Here is a 23,824-nt window from a genome sequence, read left to right as displayed (position 1 = left end):
ATGAAAATAAAACAAAAAATTCAAACAATTTCGGCTTTGATGCTGGGCTTGAGTGCATCAGCACTGACGGGTGCACAGACGACACCTGTGGTCACTGAACCTTTGAGGGCGCCTTTGGCGTCCGACACTTTATCGGCGGTCATTCAGCGCGAACTGCCATTTTCACAGCTCGGGTTTCAGGGATCGGTGGGGATTCAGGGCAGCGAAGCCAGCGCCTATATTGGCTTTGGTTCCCGGTTAGACGAAGTGATCGCTCAGGCATCACTGAACTTTGATGTCACCCCTTCACCTGCCTTGCTGGCGTTGGTGTCTCATATCAAGATCTACCTGAACAACGAGCTGATGGGGGTCGTGGCGATCACCGACGGGCAGCAAGGCAAGAAAATGAATATTTCGATGCCGCTGGACCCGCGTTATTTCAGTAACTATAACCAGATTCGTTTTGAGCTGATTGGTAATACGCACAAAACCTGTTCCAACCCGAACGATGCCAGTATCTGGGCTGAAATCAGCCAGAGCAGTCACGTCGCCTTACAGGTTCAGAAAACACAGTTGCAAAGCGATCTCAGCCTGCTGCCTGCCCCCTTCTTTGATCCGCGTGATTTCGGTCGTGTGAATCTGCCGTTTGTGATGGGAGATGAGTACGATCTGGCGGCAATGAAAGCGGCGGGTGTGCTGGCGTCTCATTTTGGTGCGTTGTCTCAGTGGCGCGGCGCTCAGTTCCCTTTGTCGTTTGATCACCTGCCGGAACGACATGCCGTGGTGTTCGTGACCAATGAGAACAAACCTGACTTTCTGCGGGATTTTCCCGACACAGATGGCCCGCGGTTACAGATGATTACTCATCCGACCAACCCTTACGTGAAGTTGCTGCTGGTGATTGGGCGCGATAGTGCGGATCTGAATACGGCTGTTCAGGGACTGGCGCTGGGGACGCAATTGTTTACCGGGCCGATGGCAAAAATTAATGCCGTGAAGCAGATCAAACCGCGTGTCCCTTATGATGCGCCAAACTGGATTGATACCTCACGGCCGATTGCATTCTCTGAGCTGGTGGAACAGCGCAGTCAGCTTCAGGTGGAAGGCCGCACGCCGCCACCGATCCGGTTGAATCTGAATCTGGCACCGGATCTCTTTACCTGGCAGAGCCGGGGCATCCCGATGGATCTCAGCTACCGCTATTCACCACCGATGACAGACAACTCCGGTTCGCGCCTGAGCCTGAAAATCAATGATGAATTTATTGAAGCCTTTAATCTGACCACCAAAGGTCAGGGAGGCGAGTCGACCCGGATCCGTGTGCCCTTACTGGATGACGGGATGCTGAACGGCCATGACCGGGTACGGATTCCTGCATTCAAAGTGGGCAGCAAGAATAATATGGCGTTTGAGTTTGGGTTTGCATCGGTGACTGAAGGCAACTGTCAGGTCACGCAACCCAGCAAGCAATATGCCGTGATTGATGGCAGCTCAACCATCGATTTCAGCGGATTTCCGCATTATATCGAGATGCCGAATCTGCGGGCGTTTGCAACTTCGGGCTTTCCTTTTACCCGGATGGCAGACTTGTCTGAAACCGTTGTGGTGGTGCCGAAGTCGCCTTCCAGAGACGCCTTGCAGACCTTTCTCAATCTGATGGGCCGTTTTGGGGCAGATACCGGTTATCCGGGATTGAATGTGACGCTGACCCATGAGTGGGACCCGCAACACCTGAAAGGCAAAGATATCCTGAGTATCGGGGTTGCGCCGGAACTGCAGCAGGCCGCGGTCGATGCGGATCAGGTGAATCTGGTGATGCAGGCCGGGCAACGTCAGATCCGGCTGCCGGGCCGGAATGAAACGGCGCAGTCGAAGGAAGGTGTCGCGACATCGGGCCAGCATCGCGATGCGGCTGACTGGGTGTCGGTTGAAGCCGGGGGAACATTTGCGGCAATCACTGGGCTCGAATCCCCCTTCACGAAGAAGCGAAGTCTGGTGACCGTGATGGCGGCAGAGCCGCAGGCACTCAGTCTGGTGGATCAGGCACTGACGGATGCTGGCAAAGTTGAGTTTATGTCGGGCTCTGTGGTGACACTGCGCAATCAGGAAGTCGCCAGTTATCAGGTTGGCAAACGTTATTTTGTCGGCAAATTACCGGTCTGGCAGCTGGTCTGGTATCACTTCTCGAATCATCCGGTGCTGGTTGCCAGTCTGGCGGCATTGCTCGTGGTGATTGTGACGATCGTCCTGTGGCGTGTTTTGCGCCGAATTGCTGCCAAACGGCTGTCAAAAGGCGAGGATGAAGCATGAAAACGCTGATATTCCTTCTGGCACTGCTCATCAGCCTGCCGGGCCGTGCTGCAACGTGTGACTGGCCGCAGTGGCAGCAGTTTCAATCGATTTACATTGTAAATGGCCGGGTTGTGGATGGCAGCGATGCCCGTCAGATCACAACTTCGGAAGGCCAGTCGTACGCGCTATTTTTTGCGCTGGTTGCCAATGACCGGGCGATGTTTGCTGAGTTACTGAACTGGACTCAAAGCCATCTGGCCGGCGGCGATCTGACCGCCCGCTTACCCGCCTGGCTGTGGGGCAGGCAAGCGTCCGGACGTTTCGGTGTGCTGGATGCCAATCCGGCGTCGGACTCAGATCTCTGGATTGCCTATACCCTCGCGGAAGCCGGACGCCTGTGGGACAACTATTACTATCAGTCGCTGGCTCATCTGTTGGCGAGCCGGATTATGCGGGAAGAAACGGTGCTGATCGATGGCCTGGGCACGGTACTGCTGCCGGGAATCTCAGGGTTTGAACTGGGTGATGGGGAGTACAGCGTGAATCCGAGTTATGTTCCGTTACAGATCATGGCGCGTTTTCGGGCACTGTATCCTCATGACGACTGGGCGTCGTTGTATCAGACCAGTCAGGCCTTGATGCTGGCAACAATGCCTGCCGGATTCAGTCCCGACTGGGCAAAAGCCAGCCGTGCAGGATTCCAGGTGGATCCGCAGACAGGATTCACCGGGAGCTACAACGCTATCCGGAGCTATTTGTGGCGGGCATGCTCAGCGATGCATCTCCGGAGAAAGCCGCGCTGGTCGCCGCGATGCAGCCGATGGTTGCTGCGACAGCCCGGTTATCCGCTCCGCCGCGTGAAGTGAATACGTCGAATGGCAAATTTAAGCAGACGGGAAGCGCCGGATTTTCTGCCGCCATGCTGCCGCTGATCCATGCTTCGGGCGAGCAGGCGTTACTGAAAACACAGGCGGAGCGAGCTGCCGCCATGCTGGTCAGCCAGCCTGATGACTACTATTACGACAATGTGCTGGCCCTGTTTGGACTAGGCTGGCATCAAGCGCGCTATCGTTTTGATGTGGATGGCAAGTTACTGCCAGCTTGGGAAAATCAATGTCAGTGAGTCGATCTGCCGTTTCATTTACCCGGGTTGCGCTGAGCATCGGTGCATTGTTCAGCAGCCCAACCATACTGGCCGGTGTGGTCCCGGATACGCCGTTAACGCCGCAGCAGTTAAAGCAGGTGTATCAGCCGGTCACGCCTGTTCAACTGGCGACCTCACTGGATCAGGTGGATTCCGTGGCGTTTTTGCGCGATCAGTTGGCGCTGGCAACCGCATTGGGGCGGGACGATATTGTGGCCAGTGCGCTGGAGCGGTTATTGGCGATCGACAGTCGTCATCCGGACGGTCTGTATTATCAGGCGCGTCTGTATCTGAAACAGAATCAGATTTCGCTGGCAGACGCTGTGGTTCGTCAGATGAACCCCGATGCCAGGCAAGCCATTGCAATCCGGGATCTGATGGCGGTGGCCGGGGAACAGAGAGGTGCTCTGCAACAGGCTCGCCTGCTGGCCCATGCCGGACGTTACCCGGAAGCCCTGCAAGCCTATCAGGCGCTTTTTCCTCATGGCATGCCGTCGCCGGAGCTGCAACTGGAATATTTGCAGGTGGAAGGAAATATTCGCGACCAGTGGCCGGATGTTCAACAGGGTCTGGAGCAACTGAATGCCGCTTATCCGGGCGTCCCTGCATTCCAGCTGGCGCTGGCGAACCATATCCGACGCCGCAACCCGGCTGATCCCTGGATTCTCGAGACCTATCGCCAGCTGTCGTTACGAACGGATTTGGGCCGAGCGGCTGCCGATGCCTGGCTGCGCGCGCTGGATCAGTTGCCGATCTCGCAAGCAGTTGCGGATCAGTATGCCATTCTGGCCAGTTATTATCCGTCCGATCTGGCGATCAACCGGGCGAATCAGGACGCACAACAACGCTGGGAAACCGAGCAAACCCTCCGGCAAGACCCAACGTATCAGGCGAAACGTCAGGGACTGGCACTGATTGAGAAATCACAATACACCCAGGCTGAGCGCCAACTGCGCTATGCGCTGACCACACGCCCCAAAGACCCGGAAATTCTGGGCGGATTGGGACTGGTGTATTTGCGAATGGGGCAGCAGGGCAAAGCGTTGGGCTATTTTCAGCAGGCTCAGGCGCTCGACAGCGACCCGGATAACCTGAGTAAATGGCAGTCGCTGATCGAAGCGTCGTCTTACTGGGCAGCGCTGGATGAAGGCGATGCGCTGCTGGCGAAAGGGCAGTCTGCGTCAGCGAAGAAAGCGTACCGGAAAGCGGCGTCGGTGAATGATGCACAGCCCTATGCGTACCTGAAAATGGCAGATGTACTGCTGTCTGAGCAAGCCTACGATGCCGCTGATCAGGCCTACTTACAGGCGCTGAAACGGGAACCGGGGAATGCCTCGGCGTTGCGAGGGCGGGTGAATGTCCGTGAAGCACAAGGGGCCCTGAAAGAAGCCATTGCATTGATTGAATCGATGCCAGTGTCTTCGCAACGGTTACTGCAAGACAGACGACAGGACCTGAAAACCCGTCAGGCCCTGGCCGGATTCGCGCAGGCTGTGGCGATGAATCAGCCCGATGAAATTGAGCGGGCTGCGGACGCACTGCTGGCATTGAATCCGACCTCTGCCTGGCAGCGACGGGATATCGCGGATGCGCTGGTTTCTGTCGGGCAGCGTGCGCGTGCGGATACCCTGATGCGTGAATGGTCTTCCGGCAGTTCAGACCCGGAAATGTACTTTGCTTATGCGCTGTATCTGTCGCAATCCGGCCGTGAAGCGGAAGCGGTACAGACCTTGTCTCGCGTGCCGGTTCCCCAGCGCACGGATGCCATGAGCCGGAATCTGGCTCGGCTGAAACTCAACCAGTCTCTGGATGCGGTCGCGGACCGTTACGCGGCGAACCCGGTTGCGGTGCGAGCGCAGCTGGATGGTCTGACACAGCAGTACGGCGATCAGCCAGCGGTGCTGGCCCGGCTGGGCGTTACGCTGGTACGTTTGGGAGAGCGGACCCGGGCCGAAGCGATTTATCGGGGCATGCAGCCGGATGAGGACTGGTCGGAATCTGACACCCTGGGACACGGCGAGCTGATGATCGCGCTGGCGAAGTTCGGTGATTTTGATGCGTGGCTGACAAAGCAAGGCCAGTTGCGACTCAAAGGCGATCCGAATGCACTGCCGGTCGCCGAACTGGATGAATTACATGCGCAACGCACGCTGACTGAAGCCGATCTGAGGTTGGCGCAACGCCAGTATTCTTCGGCATTGGCGTTGTACCAGCAAGTGCTGAGAAAGCCGGAACCCTATCAGACTGCAGCGCAACTCGGCGTACTGGAAGTCGCTTCACTGACCGGTGAAACCACACTTTATCAGCAGACATCTGAACAGCTTTATACGAAAAAATCTCAACTGACAGCACGGCAGCTGATGACGGCAGCGGGGGTGATGAATCAGCAGAGAGAAACGTCAAAAGCCAATGCGCTGAATGTGGAACTTGAACTGCGGACCGATGCCGATGCCATGGATTACCGGGATGCGATGGCCATTGCGATGGCCAACCGGCACTGGACCCTGGCCGAGCAGCGGGGTTATCAGGCGCTGAATGCAGATCGCATCGACAAAAGCAAAGATCCGGCACAAGCGAGTACTGAGTCACCGGATCTGCGCACGCTTTATGAGGAAGCTGACGATGACTGGCTGACCCGGAATGTGAAAGCTGATCTTGACCGCTTGCGGGACCGCAGTGATGGTCATGTCATCATCGGCTGGGATTTTAGCGCCCGGGATGGTGAAAACCAGTCCAGTCAGGTGCCGATTGAAGCGCGGATCCCGGTTGAGGCGTGGTCGGGTCATTTGTTGCTGCGGGCCGACTCTGTGCATGTGGATTCCGGTGATCTGACTTATTTTGATAAGACGCCCAATGTGAATGCACCTGTGCGCTTCCGGGAGCAGGCTTCCGGTACGGCGCTGGGGGTTGGCTGGCAGGCAGAGAACTGGCATGCCGATATCGGAACCACGCCGCTGGGCTTTGATCATGCGACCTGGGTGGGCGGTGTGACCCTTCGAGGGGAACTGGGTGATTTTGGGGTCTCCGGCACCCTGTCTCGTCGTCCGGAAACCAGCAGTACGCTGTCTTATGCGGGGATGACAGTGCCAGAGAATACCAATGATCCTGCGGGCACGTCCTGGGGAGGTGTGGTCCGTACCGGCGTGAAACTGAATTCCAGCTGGGATCTCGGCGGGCCTTATGGATTCTGGAACAGTCTTCAGCGCCATCAGATGACCGGAGAAAATGTGGCCGACAATACCCGGCTGGCGCTGCTGGGCGGGGCTTATTACAAGTTGATCGCAACCGATGCGCAGCGTTTGAGTATTGGCACCAATCTGCTGTTCTTCCATTACGATAAAAACCTGAGTGAATATACACTCGGCAGCGGCGGCTATTACAGTCCGGATCGATATTTCTCGGTGTCCATTCCGGTGAATTATTACGGTCGTTATGACAACAGCCTGTCCTATCTTGTCAGTGCATCTGTTTCCAATTCGTGGTCACAACTGGATGCTCCATATCAGAGTGATGGCGCGGACAGTACCGGTGGCGGGTTTGGTTATTCGCTGGAGGCTGCCGTAGAAAAACGGGTGAGTCGGCGTTGGTATCTTGGCGCATCACTTGATTTGCAGCGTTCAGATTTTTATGAGCCCAATCATGTCATGTTGTATTTCAAATATACCTTCAGCGATCGCTGGCAGCCGATTGAATATCCGCCAGCAGTGCCAACGCTGTACAGTGATTTTGATTAATCTTACCTCATGAAAAGAGCGCGTTTGCGCTCTTTTTTTTGAACGCACTTCATGGACCGGCGAATACCGTCTGTATGTCTGACTGACGTGATTGCTTCCTTATTGAAATGAAACGCAGAGAAAAGTCCCTCGTAACGTTCAACCCAATCGATTGAGTACCCAATCAGGTTCATAGGTAAGGCTGTGATTTTCATTGTTGATCCCGATTTACCTGATTTCAGACGTCATAGGATACCCATGAAGCATTCAACCTCTGCAAAAGGACTTTTCTATGGCACAGAGCAAATATTCAGATTCCTGTCCGTTGGGTGGTTCTCTCCATGCCAACTCCCGTGATGCACATGATCAGATGCGTTATAAATACCCGCTGTCGGGCAAAACTGCGACAGCAAGATATGCCAACAGCCAGATGAGCATTTGCTCTGATCGCCGATTGCCGGTGTTGATTTACAGTGACATCGGCCCTGAACAATTATCGTTGAGCACTCAGGATGATTACCAGCGGGATGCGGGCCAGTTTATTGTGATTCCAGCATCGTTAGAAACGGCAGATGCGTATCAGCAATGCCTGCGGGAAGGGATATCCAGAGCAACGTCAGGCACGCTTTACCTGTCAGAAATTGATCGCTTATCTGAGGCACAGAAACTTTGTCTGATTGAGGTGATTCAGGTCGACAAGTTGATGGAGAAACTCGCCGAGAATGATATTCAGCTGATTGTCTCTTGTACGGAACGTGTGGATACGCTGTCGAAAAACACCACGTATTTTGAACTGATTATGCGCTTGCTCAAACCTTGCCTGGAAGTGAGTTTACCGAGTGTTCAGGGATTTCAACCGGATGCATTTTCACATATTCCAAGCTTTCTCAATCAAAGCCATGATTTGCGAGAGGAGCAACCCCTAGATGAGCGTGGTGACATTCCGCCTGATATTATCGAACTGATATTCGATGAGCAGTCGACTGTGTTCCGTAAATATCATCCGGGGTTACAGAAAGCACTGTCATTTATTAGAAACAATTTTACGCAAGACATTCATTTAGATGACATCGCAAAATCCTCTTTTACCAGCCCTTCTCATTTATCCTACCTGTTTCGACGATATATTGGTCAGTCCTTCAAAAAACTTCTGGTTCAGGTCAGAGTCCATTATGCGAAAACGCTCATTGATGAAAAGCCGATGTGTAAAATTACCGAGGTGAGTTTATCCGCCGGATTTGGTGATTTAAGCCACTTCGAAAAAATGTTCAAACGTTATGTTGGATGCACACCGAGACAATATCGCTTTCAACAACGCAAGTTGCAGTGTATCGCCAGAAGATGAGCGCTTTACCGGTGTTCCTTTGCTGTGACACAGCATCTGAAGCCCGTCCTGATGTGATTGTTTTGATGCTGTTTGTGCGCCTGCTTTTATCCGTCAGAAAGCATTTCACGGAAGCTGCGTATAAACCCCCGGGAAGATCATTTGTTTCGCTGAGATAATTGTTGAGGTGGATTATATATTTATATCAACAAAGAAGCAGCGTGTCGGATGAAGACGACAATGAAATAGAACATCGACGAGAGCGAGGGATTCATGAGTCAAATCATATCGAATGCAGTCGCAGATAATTCATTGCTGACTTTAGGGCTCATGTCCTCGAATTCGGCTGCGAATCTGATTTCAGCGAGCAGCCAATCATTGGGAATGTCATTTTACAATTGCATTTCCAATCAGCAGCAAATGTACATCATTCAGCAAGCCTCTGGTGTTCAGGGTAGAAATAGTATGTTTGCAACGACTTTAGCAGCAGATAAAGCTTTGTTCCTTGGGGAGTCGTCATAAAGATTTATCGCTGATTCAGAAAGACTTGGTGTTGATCTTTGCTGTATCACTCAGCATCAGGTTGTGCCACATGGTTGCTGTATAAACCATATGATTATCTAAATTGAGGAGAAATGTATGCCAAATACAGTTGATGGTTCAATCACTGATTCGGTCACGCAAGTGAATACGAAAGTTCTGGGAGACACACCAGCCACGGCAATGGGGAATCTGATGTTACCCGTGAGTCAGTCACTTTCGGTTGCTGCACAAAATCTGGTCACGAGTCAGCAACAGGCCAATGTGATGTATCAGGCGGCGACGGTGCAGGGATTAATGCCCTGATGAATACCGGTGATGCAGTGACGGGTAAAGTCGCTTCTCAGGTACTGACACTGCCATCAAACCCATAATCCTGTAAAGCACAGGCCCTTTTTGGACACTGAAAATTAAGGAAAGCACATGCCAAACTATGTCAATGAACAAGTCACAGACTCCGTGACACAGGTCAATACGAAAGTATTGGGTGATACGCCAGCAACGGCCATGGGGAATCTGATGATGACCACCAGCCAGGCTCTGGCCATCAGTGCGCAGAACCTCACCACCGGTCAGCAGCAGGCGAATGTCATGTGGCAGGCCGCCACGGTACAGGGCATTAATGCACTGATGAATACCGGCAATGCAGTCACCGGGAAAGTAACCACTCAGGTCTTGGATCTGCCAGCAGAACCTCGCCGTTAATATTCGCTGATTTGAATAGACTCCAGCCCAAAGTTGATTCCTTCGGGAGTGGCTTTGGGTTTTTCTTAACTTGTTGAAAGGTGGCAGTCATGAAAAGTAATTCATCCGATGTGAAAACTCAGAATATGGTTGATAAATCTCTGGCACAATCGGGCGCATTAGCGGTGCAGGATGCAGCCAATAACCTGAGAGAAATGAACACCCTGCTATCAACGGCTTCGGGTGTTGCGCTCGCTAATTTCATCGAAACCGGAGATGTGAATTATCTGAAAGCAATTGATGACATTAATTCTCAGGCAAAGAACTCAACCGATCACTTTATTAATATATTTACCAGGGTCTATCAGTCGATCAGCAGCCGGAATGATGGAGGAACCCATGGACAGTAAATCAGGGAAGGAGCAGACCAAGACTGAGACCAAACAAACGCATCCGGAGATGTCTGAAATATTCTCCGAAGATTTGTTTCGCGGCAATTATTCCAGTGAAATGATTGATACGATGTTTGCAGACAGCCTGTCCCGAGGCATGCAGAATGCCATTATCTCCCAGCAAAATGCGCAGATGGTGTCATCTTCATCGATCACCAATGCCTGTGCCCGGATTTTACAGGCAAAATCCGGCGGGAAAGTCACGGGTGAGTCCAATTCGGCATCGGGAAATACAACGGCAGCGACGCCAGAACCGACAAAGACGGCGCCACGTGCCCACACTATCTTTCATGCCTTGGTCCGTTTCTGGCGAAATAACAAGAAGTTTATCTTTGCGTTTTTAATCCTGCTTGCGCTGGTCTGGGCAGGGTATGAAATTTTTCACCGGTTGAGTTTTACCAGTCTGATTGATGTGAATTTTAATTCGAATTCGATCAGCCAGCCTATCTCAGGAGGAAACAGTGATGAATGAAAGCAATGTTGAGTCGGAAGCGATGGAGATTTCAGACGCGCGTTACTCGGAGCGGGAAGCGGATCGATCAAATCAAGATCATTCAAAATCGCACGGAGAAAATCATACAGACAGCAGCCAGGATATTTTTGATTTTGAGGTATTTGAACATCGTTCGGCTGAACGTCTGGCACAAATCAGAGCCAGCTTAGAAGCACTCAATACCGATATCCAGCAGTATGTCCAGACGCAGATGGATGACGTTGAACAGTCCCACCTGAACTTAAAATGCGTCCTGGATGATTTGCATGCCCAGCTCAGGAACACCATGAAGGAGCAGGAATGACGATTTTAGTATTTGATGTGTCGTGATTTGATTGTGGATGATGACCAACACGCTTCGCATTGAAAACATTACCCACATGAGAAAATGCCAAACCTTTGTCGTTCCCGCGCAGGCGGGGATCCAGCGACGTGAATGCACCGGAGCCTCGTTCAGGCGCTGTACTCACTTGAGAATGATCCCGAAGCATGGCGGACCCTTGTTGTGAGTTTATCTGTTCAATTCTGATGCTCGCGTGCTGTTAACCCGGTGCTTTATGGATTCCCGCCTGCGCGCAATGCTGATCGTTTAAGGAAAATTAAGGACTTGAACGATCCTTAATTTCGAGCAAACTATCGGTTCAACTGAAAGGAGCCTGTATGTTTGCTGCTGAATTAGAAGACTTTTCTTCAAGCTACCCACTCAAGAATGATTATTTAGAGGTGTTAAATGCTCACTTGCCCTTTGAGTGGGTCAACAATGCCTTGAGCATGACATCTCATGCTACGGTCAGGCGTCGCAAAATTCAGCCGCAAGATATCCTCAGGCTCGTGATTGGAATGTCTTTGCTTAGGCAAGAGTCTATCCATACGGTCGCTGAGCAATTAGCTTTAAATTCCAAACAGTTAGATAATGCACTGCTGTCTGCTAAAAGCTCATTAACTGAGGCTCGTAAAAGGTTGGGCGTCGAGCCCATTCAGTGGCTCTTTCATCAAAGCGCCAGTCACTGGTCAGAACAAGTTGAGGTCGATAAATGGGAAGGTCTCAGAGTTTATGCCATTGATGGTACCCAATTCCGTGTAGAAGATACGCCAGAATGCCGAGAGCATTTTGGCTCTGCAAACACGGCTTCCGAGTACCAGTCCGGCTATCCAGTAATGCAGTTGACCTGCTTAATGGATACCGCTTCGCGGTTGATCCTTAAAGCAGCAGCCGGACCTTATCGAGAGGCTGAAATCACGCAAGCATCACAGTTGGTGGATGATATCGACGATCACTCAGTCCTGCTGATGGATAAGCTCTATCATAGTGCTGAGTTGCTTCATCATATTGAAAGTCGAGGTCATGATCGCCACTGGGTGACACCATTGAAGAAAGACATCAACTTTGAAATCGTGGATAAATACACGGATAACGACTGGTTGGTGAAACGAAAGCTAAGCCCCCATGCGCGTAAACAGTCACCATCATTACCGCAAGAGTGGCACTTTCGGGTCATCCGCTATCAATTTGAAGGCTTCCCGGAACGCTTTCTCGCGACATCGTTACCGAAAAGTCAGTATGATGCCGCTAAAATTATCGAACTCTATCATCAGCGTTGGGAAATTGAACTAGGATATCGTGAAATTAAATGCACGATGCTCCGCAAAGCCATTGCCTTAAGAAGTAAGAAAATTACTTTGGTCTACCAGGAATTATACGGGCTGTTACTTGCTTATAATTTGATCCGTTACGAAATGGCTCTAGCGGCAAAGGAGGCGAAAGTTAGCCCTCTAAGAATCAGCTTTAAACTCGGTTTTAAGGTCGTTTTGTATGATTATACAGCGATATGCCAGACGAAAAACTTACAGTCGATACCAGCACGACTCAAAGATTTAACGGATACTCTGAAAGATCTGATTCTCCCCAAGCCAGACCGCCCAAATTATGAAAGGGCGGTCAAGATGAGGCCGAATAAATATCCGTTAAAAAGCAACAGAAAAAAGAAGGAATCCTCTTAACCGAACAGCATTGCGTCTGCGCGGGAATGACGATAATTGCATGAATTATATGAGTTTTGTCGTTCCCGCGCAGGCGGGAATCCAGCGACGTTGATGCGCTGAAGCCTCGTTCAGGCGCTGTATTCACTTGAGAATGATCCTGAAGCATGGCGGACCCTTGTTGTGAGTTTATCTGTTCAATACTGATGCTCGCGTGCTGTTAACCCGGTGCTTTATGGATTCCCGCCTGCGCGGGAATGACGGTAATTACATGAATTATATGAATTATATGAAGTTTGAGTCACGATTCCGTTTTCTACCACTCATGCCAAACCTGTGTCGTTCCCGCGCAGGCGGGAACCCAGTGACGTTCATGCACCGGAGCCTCGTTCAGGCGCTGTGAACAATTCGACAGAATGGCCTAAACCATGTTGAGATTTGATCTGTTCCATGATGATTTTTGTGTGTTTGTAGCCCGGTGCTTTATGGATTCCCGCCTGCACGGGAATGACGGTAAGTGGTTGAATTTAAAGTCATTCGTCGTTCCCGCGAAGGCGGGAACCCAGTGACGTTGATGCGCTGAAGCCTCGTCCGGGTGCTGTGAGTGATTCGACAGAATGGCCTAAACCACGTTGAGATTTTATCTGTTCCATGATGATTTTTGTGTGTTTGTAGCCCGGCGCTTTATGGATTCCCGCCTGCGCGGCAATGACGGTAATTGCATGAATTGTATGAAGTTTGAGTTACGATTTCGTTTTCTACCACTCATGCCAAACCTGTGTCGTTCCCGCGAAGGCGGGAACCCAGTGACGTTCATGCGCCGGAGCCTCGTTTAGGCGCTGTACTCACTTGAGAATGATCCCGAAGCATGGCGGAACCTTGTTGTGAGTTTATTTGTTCAATTCTGATGCTCGCGTGATTTTAACCCGGCGATTTATGGATTCTCGCCTGCGCGGGAATGACGGTAATTGCATGAATTATATGAAGTTTGTCGTTCCCGCGAAGGCGGGAACCCAGTGACGTTAATGCGCTGAAGCCTCGTCCGGGTGCTGTGAACGATTCGACAGAATGGCCTAAACCACGTTGAGATTTTATCTGTTCCATGATGATTTTTGTGTGCTGTTAACCCGGTGCTTTATGGATTCCCGCCTGCGCGGGAATGACGGTAATTGTATGAATTATATGAGTTTTTAGTCACGATTCAGTTTTCTACCACTCATGCCAAACCTGTGTCGTTCCCGCGCAGGCGGGAACCCAGTGACGTTAATGCGCTGAAGCCTCGTCCGGGTGCTGTGAACGATTCGACAGAATGGCCTAAACCACGTTGAGATTTTATCTGTTCCATGATGATTTTTGTGTGCTGTTAACCCGGTGCTTTATGGATTCCCGCCTGCGCGGGAATGACGGTAATTGTATGAATTTTGTCGTTCCCGCGAAGGCGGGAACCCAGTGACGTTGATGCGACGGAGCCTCGTTCAGGCGCTGTATTCACTTGAGAATGATCCTGAAGCATGGCGGACCCTTGTTGTGAGTTGATTTGTTCAATTCTGATGCTCGCGTGCTGTTAACCCAGCGCTCTATGGATTCCCGCCTGCGCGGGAATGACGGTAATTGTATGAATTATGTGAAGTTTGAGTAACGATTTCGTTTTCTACCACTCATGCCAAACCTGTGTCGTTCCCGCGCAGGCGGGAACCCAGCGACGTGAATGCACCGGAGCCTCGTTTAGGCGCTGTGAACGATTCGACAGAATGGCTTGAACCACGTTGAGATTTTATCTGTTCAATACTGATGCTCGCGTGCTTTTAACCCGGTGCTTTATGGATTCCCGCCTGCGCGGGAATGACGGTAATTGCATGAATTGTATGAAGTTTGAGTCACGATTCCGTTTTCTACCACTCATGCCAAACCTGTGTCGTTCCCGCGAAGGCGGGAACCCAGTGACGTTGATGCGACGGAGCCTCGTTTAGGCGCTGTACCCACTTGAGAATGATCCCGAAGCATGGTGGAACCTTGTTGTGAGTTTATTTGTTCAATTCTGATGCTCGCGTGCTTTTAACCCAGCGCTCTATGGATTCCCGCCTGCACGGGAATGACGGTAATTGTATGAATTGTATGAAGTTTGTCGTTCCCGCGCAGGCGGGAACCCAGTGACGTTGATGCGCTGAAGCCTCGTCCGGGTGCTGTGAGTGATTCGACAGAATGGCCTAAACCACGTTGAGATTTTATCTGTTCCATGATGATTTTTGTGTGCTGTTAACCCGGTGCTTTATGGATTCCCGCCTGCGCGGGAATGACGGTAATTGTATGAATTATATGAAGTTTGAGTCACGATTCCGTTTTCTACCACTCATGCCAAACCTGTGTCGTTCCCGCCTGCGAGGAAATGACGAAATTGAGTGTTGCCGGTTGAGGAAACGCCCTGCTGGCACAGGGCGCGCTGGGTTAATGTCGGTCTGGCCTGGCTTTGATCAGCCAATAGACAAAGGTGTTCACGGGGCGGGTTTCATTCGAACTGACGTTGACGGCAGCCACATCAGGGTGATCTGTGGTTTGTTTTGCCAGCGTGGTGGCGCTCAGTGTAAAGGCGGTCGGCGGATCGGTTGGCGTCGCCGTGCCTGTTTGCCGGAACTGATAATTGTGCTGGTGTTCGCGCATGGCGTAATCCTGCGTGGAGCCGACCTCGCTGGCGTTTCCTCCTGCTGGTGCGGTCCGGTTTTCTGTGCTGCCAGGCTGTTTGTTCTGGCTGTCGACCCCGCGTAAGAACGTGCCCTGGTAATCCGGCAACTGAAATTGCCCCTGCGATTCGTTCCCGCCATAGCGGACGCCTAAAGCGCCGAATAATTCCGGGTACTGCGCGATGTTCACCAAAGCGCCATCGCACAGCAGCCAGTCAAACATCATCAGATTTGTCCGATGCGGACCGGGCTGCTGGCTGATTTCACCGGCAAAGGCAATCACTGAGCCGACCGGCATGCCCAGGGTTGTCAGTTGTCCCGGTGAAGGATGCGTGGGGGGCTCGGGCGCAATCAGGCCACGGAGCGGAGTGGGTTGTGCTGAGGCACTGGTCTGAATCGATTGCGGCATTTTATTCATCGAGATGACCTCCGATATCCCGTAAATCATCATCAGAAAGCACGGCCATTGCGGTTGGCAGTGTCATCGTCCAGGTCTCGGTTTGCTGACGCTCGTCAGGCATCCGGAGCAGCTTCTTATAATCACTGACAATCGCTAGCGATGGTGCATTGATGGGCGTCAGAGTCTCCTCTCCATGCCAGATTTTGCCCGTGTCGAGAAAGTAGAGAAACCGCAGCACATAATCGACTTTGACCGGCAAGAGTAATTTCACCCGGTCCGCAACCAGCATGTTCTGAAGATACAGGTGCAGATCTAAATTCGACAGGAGCTGAGACATCATTCGGGACTGATCGTCCGCCCGCGTGGTGATGATTCTGAGATTGAGATGATCCCAGTCTAACGCCTCTTCCGCATACTGATAGAAGGGCAGTTTCTCTTGCGGGTAACTGGGATCAGACTGGACATGGGACATCGCCTGCAGATATAACGCCTGCATGCCTTGTCGGATCAGATACAGCTTCAACAGGGCAAACGTTTTGGGGGTGCAGTGCTTGTCGAGCCAGTGCTGGATCTCGCTGAGCTGGCTCAGATAGTCCGAAAATTGCGTGTGGTAGCCGCGGTTGAGTAATTGATAAACGTCGTATTGCCATTGGCTGAAATGCGCTTCCGTACAAACCAGCGTCGCCACCACGCTCACGGTATAACTCAGGTTCTCTGAGGGGGTGGACGCGTCCTGTGGCTGCGGGGGAATCGCGATGACAGCAACGTTGAATTCGCTGCTAGGCGCGGGTGTTGTGGACTGAGTGTCGGAAGTGGTTGGAGCGCTCCCTTGCGCGGCAGAGAAGTCGAAGGTGACAGGCTGTGTGGTGTCCGGCGTGATTTGCTGGCTCTGATCCGCGACTGTGATCGCATAAGACTGAGCCACTGCCGACTGAAGAGAGACGGACACACGCTGCAGGAGATAGCCCGGCGGTAGCGCAAGATTGAGCGAAGACACAGCTTGCGTGCTCTTCAGGCTGGCCGAAACTGCATATGGCGATACGGGCGGCGGCGGCACCTCCGGGATCTGATATTGCGCAGCCAGGTTGAGATAGCTGCTGGGCTCGCTGAGATTGTCGCTGATGTCGGTATAAGACGAAATTCCCAACTGAGCGAGCGTTTGGGGTTTCTGAAAATTCAGTAAGGTCTGTAACTCGGCAAGGATATCGATGTCGCTGGCCAGCATCGGACAGTCAATTTCAATGAGCAGTCGTTTCTGGCTGTCCGAAGCGACCACTTCATATTTTTTGTTCAGCCAGTAGTAAAACCCGTTTACTGCGCTGTCAGAATGATTTTGAAATCGGTTGATTTCAGTCTGTTCCAGCTCCTGCTCTCCGCGATTCTGCCGCATTTCATCGACAGCCTGACTCGCTTTTGCCTGCGCTTCTTCTAACACTTTTCTGATGAATTGCTGCTGGTTGCTTGCTTCGTCACCCGTAGGGCTTTCGACAATGGTCCAGCCGCCCGTGGTGGTTGCGTTGGGAGCCGCGCCGGAATAATTGGTCTGATAATCCTGAAAGCTGGTGGTCTGGGTTCTTTCTGCCAGAACCTGTGCCACATAGTTGCTGAGTTCTTTATCCCATCGCTGTTGTGTTGTTCCCTGATCCTGCCGGGAATTCGTTTGCTGCTGATTCTGGGTCCTGTCAAAGCGTCTCTGCCGGGAACGCCGCTCCCGGGTTTCCCCTTGCAGGACGGTTTCGACTTTCTGGAGTTCACCCAAGCTGTAGCCCGACAGTTTGTACTGGAGCATATGCAGCGTGCCCAACGCATAGTATCGGGCACTGGAGGACGGGGTGTCGGTGGGCTGGTTGACGGGAGGCAGCGGAAAAATGGCGACGGGCAGATTCAGGCTGGCTTGCCACCATAATTCAAGCAGGTCATCGCTGATTTCCTCGTGTTTCTGAAGTTGTTGTGCCGCTCGCTGGATCACATGGGTTTTTCGTAAGAGGGCGATTAAAAAATCAAGCCAGGCGAGCTCATAGTCGGTCTGAATGTTCAGTGCGATCACGCTGAACCAGACGGAAATACTGGCCTGATCGAGTTGCGTCATCAACGCCGGGTTGGATTCGATGAAGCTCTGGATATCAGACGGGGATGCATGCGCATCGATCTGCGATTCGGCAATCAGACGAAACAGCGGCGGCAACTCGCGCGGATGGCTGATGTAAGATGCCGCTTGGGTTGTGCTGTCAGTCACAGGCTGTGCCACCTCTGATGGCGGCGTGAAAGGGGTGTCTGAAATATAGCTGGCCGCCCATTGCTCCATCGCGATGCGCTCGCCCTGTGTTTTCAGGCTCGCCAGCGTTTGATAGTCCTGAGTGGCGGTCACAATGGACGGCACCGTAAAGAAAGAATTATCGAGGTAGAAAGGGCTGACTGCGGGCACGGGGGCGATGTTCAGATAGGGAAACAGTTGTTGGTAGGATGTGGTGACCTGTCTGCTGAGCAGATGGCCAAGTTCCGATGGATTGCTCATAACGTGACTCACTCTAATCAGGTACAGAGTGTTTATCGTGCGGGAATCTGAGCCGGAAGAATCGTTCAAACCGCGGCGGTTTACAGGCGGTATGATGAAAGTGGGGGCAACTCAGGGGCAAGATGTCGTGAAATCCGGCATCGTCCAGGTGATGAGGCGATCACCTGAACGGCCGGGACAACGGGGTGACATCAGGAGAACACGGCCACATAAGGTTCGAACGGATTCACCGTGAATGGAAATTCGTCCGTGACATCAATCGTGGACGCCCAGGACTCCACAGCACTGGTTTTGCTGTCCTGATAGTGAAAGATCACACTGACCAGTATCCTTTCGCCCACATACTGGATGTTGGCATCAATACTGATCAGGTGAATCAGCTGACTGTAGCTCTGGCTGCGTTGCCGGTACAGTTTCCGGTAGAAGGTTTCACCATAGCAAAGCAGATAATTCAGGGCTCTGGCTTCATCCGTCATACCGGTACATCGGGCCAGCAGCAGGTAGGATTCAATCATCTGAACCAAGCCGTCATCAGCGCCGGAGTTCGGTCGCCCGGAACCCTGGCGCGCCATGGCACGGGCGTTGACGTCATGAAATTTGTTGATGCGTAACAGGCTGAGATCCCCGAATCCGGGAGCAATGGGCCCACAATCAATGTATTGACTGTGTCTCGCTCGCTGTCCTTATTTTGTTCACTGCGGGCCAGGGTGTCGATCAGCATCTGCATGTTGTATTCACTGGGCACTAAACGGTACATCGGATTGCCGTAGATATCCTGCAACTGCCATTCCAGCATTTTGGCCAGATAGCGGTAATAGCGGGAAGCCAGCACCGTATTGATGATGTGCAGGGCCTTGGCCTGCGCCTGTTGTACCGACATGGGCGCAGGCTGTTTGGGCAGACAATCGGGCCAGAAGGGAGCAAACTGGGTGCGGTACGCTTGCATGTCTCCGCTGCTGCCGTACTGTTCAATCACGGCATAAGCGCAACGAAATTCCCGTTCAATACTTTTGTCGGGCCATTGGGCCATCAGTTTGCCAACGGCATAAACATCAGTCGCTAATGCTTCGACCGTGAATGGGAGATCTCCAGTGGTGCGCTGGACCGGCATGGGAAAAGCATTCGCAGCGATGCTTGGCAAGGGAGTGAAGTGGGTGCTCAGCATAGAATGTCTCCTCAACCATGCGTGGGAATGTAATCACTCAGGGGTGATTGCAGAAAGGGATACAGGCTGGATACATCGACGGATGCAAAGTAACTGAATTGTCTGCCACTGATGGTGCGCTGATAGTTGAAGATCACATCCACAAGGGTGGTTTCCGCTGCGCTGGGTGAGTATTGTGTTTCAATACTGAGCAGAAATGCTTCGGTATCTTTTTGAACGTTGTGGTTGCCTTCGCCAGACACCAGCATTCCGGAGGTCCGGGTTTCATAAATATCCGGATAGCGGAAGGCCAGAAAGTTCTGTGCCCGTTCAAAATCACTGGCGCCGAGATTCTGGCGGACTCGAAGCAAATTCAGCAGATTCGCGATGGCTGTAGTGGTGGTGTTCTCTCCGCTCTGGCCCAGTTTTCGCAAAATGACGGCAGGATTCGGGTCAAAATCAAAAATATGGTTGCACTGGACCACAGGCAGCCAGATTTCTTCTCCCGCATCTACAGATCTCGATGCCTCTTGCACGCCAACGATGACACAGAGTAATTCTGTGGATTGATCGGCCTGCTCTTGCTCAAGTTTGCGCAGATAGCTAATAAATTCATTCAGTTCGACAATACTGTGCGGTTGAATGATATAGGCTTCCTGTTCATCCACAGTCAGAATCCAGTTCACATTTTCTGCCAGATAACGGTAGGGCTTGGTGCGCTGTTCCGAGCCCGGTTGCTTGTCGATATAGCCAAAAATCGTGCCGTATTGATAGGGGGCGACGTTGCGATTTTCTTTGGCTGATATTTCCTGAGCGGCCGCTTCACATTCTTTTTCCAGCCCTTGTTTGGAAATTCGACCTGTAATTTCCCGGCCACATAAACGGGTTCGAACTTTGGTGAGGGCACTTCCGGAGGGGGGGAGCCGTGTCAACTTCTGCGCGCTGCAATGGCGGTTGTGGTGCTGTTCCCGGCGCTGTCTGAGGTATTTCAGGATGTGCCGGATGTTGGGTTTCGGATGGATCCGCTTGCTGAGATTGAAGATGTTCGGTTGCAGACATTGGATATTCCTTTCTGAAGTGGCGGGTGTCTTTTCAGCATAAAACTGATCCGGGCGAAACATTCGGGGGAATCCCGTTATTTTTAAGTGAAAGTCAGGAAGGTGAATGCATTGATAATTCCGGCTGAATAATACCGCCGAATGTCCGGGTTTTTACAACCAGAGAAAACTACATTCAATTCAGTGCCGACAATCAATGAAGGAAGCAGTGGCAATGTTCTCCCAATCGATTCCAGGAAAATTTGATTCCCAAAAAAGGACGTCGGGCTACGTTTACCCATTACCCGCGCGACTTAGGCGCGGGATGGAAAAAATAACCGGCATCAATCTGGAACAAGTCCGTGTGTTTTATCACTCGGATAAACCCAGTCAGTTACAAGCCCATGCTTATGCTCAGGGCTGGAATATTTATCTGGCCCCGGGGCAGGAACATCACCTGCCTCATGAATTGGGACATATTATTCAGCAAGCGAAGGGAATGGTTCAGCCTACCATGCAGGTGAATGGTGTGGCTGTGAATGATGACCCGGCCCTGGAAGCCCATGCGACCTGGCTTGGCGAACAGGCTGTACGCGCGGGTTATGGTGGCCCGAGCGCGTGAGTGATGTCATTTTAGCATCGCATGGTATGGGTATCTGAATGAATCAGGAGGAAAACAAAATGTATGTTTATGAGACGAAATCGTCTAAAAAGGCAAATCAAACCCTAAAGTCACTTTTGAAAGGATATCGAAACTCAAATCAAGGTGTTGCGCAGTGTTTAGCTGCCACACAAACTGTGAATGATCATTTTTATGAATCACAATCCCAAATCATTGATGTACAAATTGATCGTGGCTCTAATGTTCCAAGTTCGCCCATTCCTGATGGAAATATAGAGAGAAATGCAAGCAATCAAACACTGAAACATTGTATGCCATATAACTGGATTCGGGACCGCCTGATATCAATCATGAAAAATGAGCAAAACCGGAATATGGCTTTGCTGAAGATAAATCAAATTGCGCAAGCCTTAGGAACGCCAAGTTTGAACCAAGTCGGTCATAGCCTGTATGACTATAACAATGCGGTTGAACGATTAATTCATGGTATTGCCATGTATGGCGGGAATTTATTCATCGCCGATCATTCGACCGGGGATGGTGGCGGGAAATATTTTGATATGCCATATAACCCAAATATCGCGAATTCTTTACATGATGGCGTCGCAAGACTAGAAGCAGTACTGGGAATGCCGGGAATGCATGAAGAGAGAAAAAGATTTACTGGCGGGTTACAGCCTGGGGGAAATGAACGTTCGCCTATTTTTGTTTAATCGAAAATTGAGATTATACAGTCAAGATTTTGTTTGAATCATTCATGATGAGTGAAAGGAGAAGTGACTATGTTTGCAACAATGAATCGGACCGAACGGACTTCAGGGTTCAAGTCTGCGAGTGAAATGAAGCCTGCAAAAATGGCGGGCACTCAGGTATTGAATACAGGAAACCGACCCAATCCGTGGATAAATTTGGGGCGGGTAGGCTTGAATCAAAGTCAACAGGTGCCAGGGGTTGCTCAGCGCCAGAGAACTGATGTCTGTCTGAAGTCTGCAGAGGGGACTTATCGACTGGGAAACAATCCAGAAAATATCGCTTTTGATTTTCGGGAAGACAGTAAAGGTGGCACCGTGATTGTAACCACCAAAAGCCATCCCAAATACAGAGTCGATTACACCAGTCAAGTGATCGCCATTTTGAAAAACAACGGGACCATTCCCAGAGATGCAGAGGCAATCAATATCGATTTCATCACCTATGGCATCAAAAAATAATCTCCGACGGACTGGATGACTTTTGATTGTTTTTATCTCAGGCGTCTTGAACCGGAGTGCTGAAAAAGTAAAGCCAGATCCTGACGTTGTGAACAACGGGGGAATGGCGCTGGCTTTCTTTTTCAGGACTTCAATTTTTCTGGCCAGGGTACAGGCAAAGATATGATGACATCACTGCAGCAATTCCCGATCTCCCAATCCCGGTCTCACCCGCAGGATGAGGGGTTGCGCGCTGAACTCGCCTGGTGTCAGGCACTGTTTCAGGCGCGTCTGGATGGCGAGCCGACTCATTTGAGTTTATCCGCGCCGGATCTTTCACTTTATTCAGGGCCTTACGCGGATTTTATCCGATCCTGCCAATTTTCGGTGCAGTCCCGTTTGTTGATCTGTCTGGGTTTGGTGCCCATTGTGCTGCCTCAGATGCTGGAACATCTACTGCAATCTTATGAAGAGAAACAGCAGCCATTCAGTGAACTGGGATTTGCCGAATTTCAAGGCACCTTGTGGCCGACGGGTCAAACGCTCGCTTTTTTGCTGGGGGACGATCCAATACAGAGCCGGCGGTTGGCATTGCAGGTGCTGTCGGGACAGTTTCAAACCGATTTATTGCCGCTGTTTGTGGTGGAAAGTTCAGAAGAAGGCGGGTCTCGCCTGTGGCAAAAACTCCGGCTGAAGGAGGACGTGGTCGCAGCGTGTCTCTGTTCGGATGCCCCCCTGCCACAGAAGGAACCCGTGCGGTATGCCAGTTTACTCACCACTCCGCTGGCGTGGGAAGCACTGGTATTGCCGTCGGCGGTCTTGGGCGCTCTGGATGAAATTGAACTCTGGCTTTGTTTCGGGCAAGCGCTTGAATCCGAATGGCAGTTGGCCGGAAAAATCAGGTCAGGATTTCGGGCGCTGTTTTACGGTCCGCCCGGAACCGGTAAATCGATGACGGCGGCGCTTCTGGGTAAAAAGCATGAACGGCCCGTTTACCGGGTCGATCTTTCTGCGGTGGTGTCTAAGTATATCGGGGAGACAGAAAAAAACTTATCGCAACTGTTTCAGCAAGCAGAGCAGCAGGGCTGGATTCTGTTTTTCGATGAAGCGGATGCCCTGTTTGGCCAACGGGTACAAACTGCGGGGGCGAACGATCAGTTTGCAAATCAGAATGTAGCGTATCTGCTTCAGCGGATTGAGTCGTTCACTGGGATCATTATTCTGGCCACCAATCTGCAGGAGAATCTGGACAGTGCCTTTTTCCGCCGTTTCGAAACGACGGTGCACTTCCCACTGCCAGATGCGTCTGTACGTCTGACATTATGGGAACACGCACTCCCAGCAACAAAGCGCGGGGCGGATGTCGATTTAAGCGAACTGGCCAGCCAGTATCCGTTGAGTGGCGCAGAGATTGTGAATGTGGTGCGTTATGCCGCTTTAAAAGCCATGAGCCGTTCTGCATCTGCCGTCAGGCTGGATGAACTGCAGACCGGGATCCGCCAGGTTACCACCTTTCAGGCGCAGCGTTTTGCAGGCAAGCATGCGTTTTTTCAATCGCATCCGTGAAGGGTTGCTTCAGATGTCTGCTCTGTCTCGAACAACGGGTTGTGGAAAACAATCCATGGCCACCGGAGTGA

21 protein-coding genes and 1 pseudogene are annotated in these 23,824 nt (G+C 51.6%); 15 read left to right on the top strand and 7 right to left on the bottom strand.

Features of this window, described 5'->3' with window-relative positions:
- The 11 genes and pseudogenes from bcsB to KDD30_RS23210 all read left to right on the top strand — a co-directional run bounded on the left by bcsB (position 1) and on the right by KDD30_RS23210 (position 12,622).
- Positions 1 to 2,289, top strand: coding sequence for a cellulose biosynthesis cyclic di-GMP-binding regulatory protein BcsB (gene bcsB, locus KDD30_RS23260; protein ID WP_211650932.1), 2,289 nt, complete (start codon positions 1 to 3; stop codon positions 2,287 to 2,289).
- A pseudogene (gene bcsZ, locus KDD30_RS23255) lies at positions 2,286 to 3,394 on the top strand (cellulose synthase complex periplasmic endoglucanase BcsZ). The gene bcsB and the pseudogene bcsZ overlap by 4 nt, the downstream one beginning before the upstream one ends.
- Positions 3,385 to 7,149 carry a cellulose synthase subunit BcsC-related outer membrane protein gene (locus tag KDD30_RS23250; RefSeq protein ID WP_211650931.1) on the top strand — a complete coding sequence of 1,255 codons (3,765 nt, stop codon included), beginning with the start codon at positions 3,385 to 3,387 and terminating at the stop codon, positions 7,147 to 7,149. Before bcsZ ends, KDD30_RS23250 begins: the two are co-directional and overlap by 10 nt.
- 271 nt (positions 7,150 to 7,420) lie before the next feature.
- Positions 7,421 to 8,473 (top strand): helix-turn-helix transcriptional regulator, encoded by a 1,053-nt coding sequence (locus KDD30_RS23245; protein WP_211650930.1) that lies wholly within the window; start codon positions 7,421 to 7,423, stop codon positions 8,471 to 8,473.
- A gap of 252 nt (positions 8,474 to 8,725) precedes the next feature.
- Entirely contained in the window at positions 8,726 to 8,974 is a 249-nt protein-coding gene (locus KDD30_RS24950; protein WP_211650929.1) for a RebB family R body protein, read from the top strand.
- A gap of 117 nt (positions 8,975 to 9,091) precedes the next feature.
- Positions 9,092 to 9,298 (top strand): RebB family R body protein, encoded by a 207-nt coding sequence (locus KDD30_RS23235; RefSeq protein WP_371826111.1) that lies wholly within the window; start codon positions 9,092 to 9,094, stop codon positions 9,296 to 9,298.
- Positions 9,299 to 9,415: 117 nt separating this feature from the next.
- Positions 9,416 to 9,697, top strand: coding sequence for a RebB family R body protein (locus tag KDD30_RS23230; protein ID WP_211650928.1), 282 nt, complete (start codon positions 9,416 to 9,418; stop codon positions 9,695 to 9,697).
- Between the two features lie 89 nt (positions 9,698 to 9,786).
- Positions 9,787 to 10,086, top strand: coding sequence for a hypothetical protein (locus KDD30_RS23225; protein ID WP_211650927.1), 300 nt, complete (start codon positions 9,787 to 9,789; stop codon positions 10,084 to 10,086).
- Positions 10,076 to 10,600: a RebB family R body protein gene (locus KDD30_RS23220; RefSeq protein WP_211650926.1), complete on the top strand. Its 525-nt coding sequence runs from the start codon at positions 10,076 to 10,078 to the stop codon at positions 10,598 to 10,600. Before KDD30_RS23225 ends, KDD30_RS23220 begins: the two co-directional genes overlap by 11 nt.
- On the top strand, positions 10,593 to 10,925 hold the full coding sequence (locus KDD30_RS23215; protein WP_211650925.1) for a hypothetical protein: 333 nt from the start codon (positions 10,593 to 10,595) through the stop codon (positions 10,923 to 10,925). Before KDD30_RS23220 ends, KDD30_RS23215 begins: the two co-directional genes overlap by 8 nt.
- A 356-nt stretch (positions 10,926 to 11,281) precedes the next feature.
- Complete coding sequence (locus KDD30_RS23210; protein WP_211645381.1) at positions 11,282 to 12,622, top strand: IS4 family transposase; 1,341 nt, start codon at positions 11,282 to 11,284, stop codon at positions 12,620 to 12,622.
- 1,342 nt (positions 12,623 to 13,964) lie between these two features.
- Here KDD30_RS23210 and KDD30_RS23205 read toward each other — a convergent pair.
- The 7 genes from KDD30_RS23205 to KDD30_RS23175 all read right to left on the bottom strand — a co-directional run bounded on the left by KDD30_RS23205 (position 13,965) and on the right by KDD30_RS23175 (position 20,459).
- Positions 13,965 to 14,114, bottom strand: a complete 150-nt coding sequence (locus KDD30_RS23205; protein WP_211650924.1) for a hypothetical protein — start codon at positions 14,112 to 14,114, stop codon at positions 13,965 to 13,967.
- Positions 14,115 to 14,656: 542 nt separating this feature from the next.
- Positions 14,657 to 14,839, bottom strand: a complete 183-nt coding sequence (locus KDD30_RS23200) for a hypothetical protein (RefSeq protein WP_211650923.1) — start codon at positions 14,837 to 14,839, stop codon at positions 14,657 to 14,659.
- Positions 14,840 to 15,046: 207 nt separating this feature from the next.
- Positions 15,047 to 15,697: a tail fiber protein gene (locus KDD30_RS23195; protein ID WP_211650922.1), complete on the bottom strand. Its 651-nt coding sequence runs from the start codon at positions 15,695 to 15,697 to the stop codon at positions 15,047 to 15,049.
- Positions 15,690 to 18,194: a hypothetical protein gene (locus KDD30_RS23190; protein WP_211650921.1), complete on the bottom strand. Its 2,505-nt coding sequence runs from the start codon at positions 18,192 to 18,194 to the stop codon at positions 15,690 to 15,692. Before KDD30_RS23190 ends, KDD30_RS23195 begins: the two co-directional genes overlap by 8 nt.
- A 191-nt stretch (positions 18,195 to 18,385) precedes the next feature.
- On the bottom strand, positions 18,386 to 18,709 hold the full coding sequence (locus KDD30_RS23185) for a hypothetical protein (protein ID WP_211650920.1): 324 nt from the start codon (positions 18,707 to 18,709) through the stop codon (positions 18,386 to 18,388).
- On the bottom strand, positions 18,706 to 19,359 hold the full coding sequence (locus tag KDD30_RS23180) for a hypothetical protein (RefSeq protein WP_211650919.1): 654 nt from the start codon (positions 19,357 to 19,359) through the stop codon (positions 18,706 to 18,708). Before KDD30_RS23180 ends, KDD30_RS23185 begins: the two co-directional genes overlap by 4 nt.
- 11 nt (positions 19,360 to 19,370) lie before the next feature.
- The gene (locus tag KDD30_RS23175; protein WP_211650918.1) at positions 19,371 to 20,459 is read right to left on the bottom strand and encodes a hypothetical protein; all 1,089 of its coding nucleotides are present in this window, start codon (positions 20,457 to 20,459) and stop codon (positions 19,371 to 19,373) included.
- 241 nt (positions 20,460 to 20,700) lie between these two features.
- Between KDD30_RS23175 and KDD30_RS23170 the strand changes: the two genes are divergently transcribed.
- The 4 genes from KDD30_RS23170 (at position 20,701) to KDD30_RS23155 (ending at position 23,753) form a co-directional block, all read left to right on the top strand.
- Positions 20,701 to 20,997, top strand: a complete 297-nt coding sequence (locus KDD30_RS23170; protein ID WP_249199379.1) for a DUF4157 domain-containing protein — start codon at positions 20,701 to 20,703, stop codon at positions 20,995 to 20,997.
- 38 nt (positions 20,998 to 21,035) lie between these two features.
- Positions 21,036 to 21,710: a hypothetical protein gene (locus KDD30_RS23165; protein WP_211650916.1), complete on the top strand. Its 675-nt coding sequence runs from the start codon at positions 21,036 to 21,038 to the stop codon at positions 21,708 to 21,710.
- A gap of 126 nt (positions 21,711 to 21,836) precedes the next feature.
- Positions 21,837 to 22,208, top strand: coding sequence for a hypothetical protein (locus KDD30_RS23160; RefSeq protein WP_211650915.1), 372 nt, complete (start codon positions 21,837 to 21,839; stop codon positions 22,206 to 22,208).
- A 162-nt stretch (positions 22,209 to 22,370) separates the two neighbouring features.
- A complete protein-coding gene (locus KDD30_RS23155; RefSeq protein ID WP_211650914.1) occupies positions 22,371 to 23,753 on the top strand; it encodes an ATP-binding protein in 1,383 nt (460 codons plus the stop codon).
- Positions 23,754 to 23,824: the final 71 nt, after the last annotated feature.

Origin of the sequence: Photobacterium sp. GJ3 (genome assembly GCF_018199995.1) — a bacterium.
GTDB lineage: Bacteria > Pseudomonadota > Gammaproteobacteria > Enterobacterales > Vibrionaceae > Photobacterium.
This window is presented reverse-complemented; position numbering and strand designations above follow the sequence as displayed.

What these genes read in the sequence shown, in the direction of transcription:
- KDD30_RS23220 (WP_211650926.1), top strand. Translation starts at nt 10,076, where the DNA reads ATGGACAGTAAATCAGGGAAGGAGCAGACCAAGACTGAGACCAAACAA.
- KDD30_RS23180 (WP_211650919.1), bottom strand. Translation starts at nt 19,359, where the DNA reads ATGCTGAGCACCCACTTCACTCCCTTGCCAAGCATCGCTGCGAATGCT.
- KDD30_RS23185 (WP_211650920.1), bottom strand. Translation starts at nt 18,709, where the DNA reads ATGATTGAATCCTACCTGCTGCTGGCCCGATGTACCGGTATGACGGAT.
- KDD30_RS23250 (WP_211650931.1), top strand. Translation starts at nt 3,385, where the DNA reads ATGTCAGTGAGTCGATCTGCCGTTTCATTTACCCGGGTTGCGCTGAGC.
- KDD30_RS23190 (WP_211650921.1), bottom strand. Translation starts at nt 18,194, where the DNA reads ATGAGCAATCCATCGGAACTTGGCCATCTGCTCAGCAGACAGGTCACC.
- KDD30_RS23165 (WP_211650916.1), top strand. Translation starts at nt 21,036, where the DNA reads ATGAATCAGGAGGAAAACAAAATGTATGTTTATGAGACGAAATCGTCT.
- KDD30_RS23210 (WP_211645381.1), top strand. Translation starts at nt 11,282, where the DNA reads ATGTTTGCTGCTGAATTAGAAGACTTTTCTTCAAGCTACCCACTCAAG.
- KDD30_RS23215 (WP_211650925.1), top strand. Translation starts at nt 10,593, where the DNA reads ATGAATGAAAGCAATGTTGAGTCGGAAGCGATGGAGATTTCAGACGCG.
- KDD30_RS23225 (WP_211650927.1), top strand. Translation starts at nt 9,787, where the DNA reads ATGAAAAGTAATTCATCCGATGTGAAAACTCAGAATATGGTTGATAAA.
- KDD30_RS23155 (WP_211650914.1), top strand. Translation starts at nt 22,371, where the DNA reads ATGATGACATCACTGCAGCAATTCCCGATCTCCCAATCCCGGTCTCAC.
- bcsB (WP_211650932.1), top strand. Translation starts at nt 1, where the DNA reads ATGAAAATAAAACAAAAAATTCAAACAATTTCGGCTTTGATGCTGGGC.
- KDD30_RS23235 (WP_371826111.1), top strand. Translation starts at nt 9,092, where the DNA reads ATGCCAAATACAGTTGATGGTTCAATCACTGATTCGGTCACGCAAGTG.
- KDD30_RS23245 (WP_211650930.1), top strand. Translation starts at nt 7,421, where the DNA reads ATGGCACAGAGCAAATATTCAGATTCCTGTCCGTTGGGTGGTTCTCTC.
- KDD30_RS23230 (WP_211650928.1), top strand. Translation starts at nt 9,416, where the DNA reads ATGCCAAACTATGTCAATGAACAAGTCACAGACTCCGTGACACAGGTC.
- KDD30_RS23195 (WP_211650922.1), bottom strand. Translation starts at nt 15,697, where the DNA reads ATGAATAAAATGCCGCAATCGATTCAGACCAGTGCCTCAGCACAACCC.
- KDD30_RS23175 (WP_211650918.1), bottom strand. Translation starts at nt 20,459, where the DNA reads ATGTTTCGCCCGGATCAGTTTTATGCTGAAAAGACACCCGCCACTTCA.
- KDD30_RS23200 (WP_211650923.1), bottom strand. Translation starts at nt 14,839, where the DNA reads ATGGAACAGATAAAATCTCAACGTGGTTTAGGCCATTCTGTCGAATCA.
- KDD30_RS23170 (WP_249199379.1), top strand. Translation starts at nt 20,701, where the DNA reads ATGGAAAAAATAACCGGCATCAATCTGGAACAAGTCCGTGTGTTTTAT.
- KDD30_RS23160 (WP_211650915.1), top strand. Translation starts at nt 21,837, where the DNA reads ATGAAGCCTGCAAAAATGGCGGGCACTCAGGTATTGAATACAGGAAAC.
- KDD30_RS24950 (WP_211650929.1), top strand. Translation starts at nt 8,726, where the DNA reads ATGAGTCAAATCATATCGAATGCAGTCGCAGATAATTCATTGCTGACT.
- KDD30_RS23205 (WP_211650924.1), bottom strand. Translation starts at nt 14,114, where the DNA reads ATGCTTCAGGATCATTCTCAAGTGAATACAGCGCCTGAACGAGGCTCC.